Source organism: Mesorhizobium sp. M7A.F.Ca.US.006.04.2.1 (assembly GCF_004022915.1).
In the GTDB taxonomy this organism is placed as follows: domain Bacteria; phylum Pseudomonadota; class Alphaproteobacteria; order Rhizobiales; family Rhizobiaceae; genus Mesorhizobium; species Mesorhizobium ciceri.
The window spans coordinates 1-3,103 of record NZ_RZQA01000772.1 but is presented as its reverse complement, the minus strand read 5'-3'; the positions used below and the strand labels follow the sequence as shown (position 1 = coordinate 3,103).

Below are 3,103 nucleotides of genomic sequence, written 5' to 3'. Positions count from 1 at the left end.
GATATATCGCGAACTGAACCGTGTGCGCACGCAATTGCGGTCGCCGTGGTCGACATTGGGCAACGCGCTCATTTCCGCAAAGCAGAATGCTGAATACCGGCGCGGACTCGGCAAGCGGATCGAGGCCGCCCGCGAGACTTACACGGCGTCGCCGATCTCGCAGATTGCCGACAGCTTCATGCTTGTCCGGATCATCGGCAATGATCTGGAACCGCGACACCGCAAGGGCCAGTCATTCGACAACGTGCTGTTCATTCTGGACAACGAACCGGTCTTCGACGCCTGCGAAAAATTCTGGATCGTCAATCGAATAGTCGACACCGACGAGGAAGCCCGGATCATCGGCCTGCTCGAAAGCCGCCGCCAGAATTTTCATACAATCCCCTTCGAACTCGATCAGTACCGGAAGATATCCTGGGACGTCGACCAGCTTGTTGCCAGCGACCTCCGATTCTCAGAGAAGGGCCGGGCGAGCGGACAGTCCGCGCGTTACGAAACGCACATCCGCCGCAGCAAGAACCTCTATGTGATGAACAACAATGGGGCTCGCAACGCCGCGCTCGCGATTGCCCGCGACAGGGCAAAATGGCTGATGCCCTGGGACGGGAACTGCTACCTGACAGACTCTGCGTTCCAGCGGATACGGTCCGCGATCGAGAAAAACCCGCACCTTCCCTACGCTGTGGTGCCCATGGCGCGCATTGTCGACAATGCGCTTCTGCTGGACCAGAGCTTCCAGCCGCCGGCCGAGGAAGAGCCGCAGATCATGTTTCGAGCCGATACCACGCAACTGTTCGACGAAAACTATGGTTACGGAAGGCGGCCAAAAATCGAGATGCTGTGGCGGTTGGCAGTTCCCGGCCCCTGGGACCGCTACCGCGACGACGCCTGGGATTTTCCACGCCCGGTCCGGGCAGCGGATGCCGGGCTGCTCCAGAAAGCGGGCTGGGTGGCGCGCCTGGATTCAGGGCGTTCGCATCTGGAGATCGGCAAGGCCGGCTTCGTCGCGCGTCTGGTCAGCCGCGATCAGGCGATCGTCGATATGGTCGATCAATGTGACGCCAAGGCAGTCGCCGCTCGGCTCGATGCCTCCCGCCTGGCCTTTTATGACGAAGACGCCCTGGCCCACGCGGTGAAGGACGGGCTCATCCTGCACCATCTCGAAACCGCGGCCGGACAGGCACTCGCCCGCGGTCCGTTCAGCGTGCTCGACAAGACTGGCCTAGCCCCCAGCGGGGATCCCCAGGACTATTTTCACCCCGCGCCTTACTGGTGGCCCGACCCCGACAGACCCGACGGCCTGCCCTATATCCGGCGCGATGGCGAACGCGTGCCCGGCACGGCATTGTATGCAGCAGGAAGCGAAACCTACGATCGCACACGCTTGCAGCGCGTCTTCGACGACACAACCGTGCTTGCGCTCGCCGCAACCGTGCTTGATGGGCATCATTATGCCGTCCACGCCGCCAGGCTCATTCGCGCATGGTTTATCGATCCCAGGACAAGAATGAACCCGCATTTGCGCTATGCGCAGGTGCGGTCGGGCCACGACAACAATGAAGGGTCCGGCCACGGCATCATCGAGCTGAAGGATTTCTATTTCTTCCTGGATGCCGTACGCCTGCTCGAGCGAACAGGAGTACTGGGCGACGAGGATCGCGAGGCGTTCAGAGCCTGGCTCGGTTCCTACTGCGAATGGCTGGACACCGCGCCGGCAGCCGCGACGGCCTTCTGCAGCAGCAGCAACCAAGGAACATATTACGATTTGCAGCGGGCATCGATCGCCACGTTTCTTGGCGACAGCGCCACCCTGGCCAAGATCAGCCTCTATGCTCGGGAGAGACTAGCAACCCAGATCGCAGCCGATGGCTCCTTGCCCAGGGAACTGTCCCGCACGCGCCCCAGGCACTACGCCATGTTTACCTTGCAAGGCTGGACGTCGCTGGCCCGTGTCCTGTCTTCGGTCGGTGACAATCTCTGGCAACACAAGACAGCCGAGGGACTGGGACTGGTCCAGGCGCTGCACTGGCTTGTTGCGCACGAGAACAAGCCACACACCATGTCGGCCGAAACTGTCGATCCGGATCGGCTTGGGCCGCTGCTTCTCGACCTGACGCACCATGATCCCGCAGGAATGCCACCTGCCGATCTGGGAAGGGCGACCAAGCCCATTTTTCATCCAGACGAGGCAATCGCGCCTTTTTGGCTGTGGCGGAGACATTAGCGACGCCCGGCATTCCTGGCCTGTTACGTCGATGATGAGAACCACTTTCCGCGCTTCAAACACCCGCGACGGTGCAAAGGCTCTTCATCCTGGTCACCGCCAGTTCCGGATCGGCCAGCAATCCGGCCTGGTCGGCAAGGCGGAACACGTCGGCATAGTGACGGATGCCGCGCGCCGACTGCATACCGCCGACCATCGCAAAATGATCCTGATGGCCGTTCAGCCAGGCCATGAGGACGATGCCGGCTTTGTAATACTCGGTCGGCGCCTCGAAGATCTTTCGCGACAGCGGCACGGTCGGCGCCATCAACGCGTCAAAGCCGGCGCGGTCGCCTTCCGCCAGTTTCGCCAGCGCCGCGTTGGCAACCGGCGCAATCGCGTCGAAAATACCCAGCAATGCGTGCGAGTGCCTTTTCTCGTCGCCGGCGATCAGTTCGGGATAATTGAAATCGTCGCCGGTGAACATGACGACGCCGTCCGGCAGACGGTTCCTCAGCGCGACCTCCTTGCCGGCATCGAGCAGTGAGATTTTTATCCCCTCCACGTTGCCAACGTGGCATTCGATGATGGCAACGACTGTATCGAGAGCGACCTCGAAATTCTCGCTGCCCCAATAGCCCCTGAGCGCCGGATCGAACATGTCGCCCAGCCAGTGCAGGATGACCTTGCCGGAGGACTGTGACAGGATGCGGTCGTAGACCCTGACATAGTCGTCCGGCCCTTTGGCAACTGCCGCCAACGCCCGGCTGGCCATCATGATCGCCTTGCCGCCGAGCCCTTCGATTAAAGCGAACTGCTCTTCATAGGCCTTGATGACGTCATCGATTGTTTTGGCGGCGGCGGGCGCCGGCACCGACCATCTGGCGCCCGAGGCGAGAT

General features: G+C 61.5%; 2 protein-coding genes. One reads left to right on the top strand and one right to left on the bottom strand.

The genetic code is table 11. The features are described 5' to 3' along the window. Position 1 precedes the first annotated feature (1 nt). A complete protein-coding gene (locus tag EN925_RS29780; RefSeq protein WP_128337133.1) occupies positions 2-2,224 on the top strand; it encodes an alginate lyase family protein in 2,223 nt (740 codons plus the stop codon). Between the two features lie 55 nt (positions 2,225-2,279). Here EN925_RS29780 and EN925_RS29775 read toward each other — a convergent pair. Continuing rightward, a partial coding sequence (locus EN925_RS29775) for a DUF993 family protein (RefSeq protein WP_128337132.1) occupies positions 2,280-3,103 on the bottom strand: 824 nt, incomplete at its 5' end.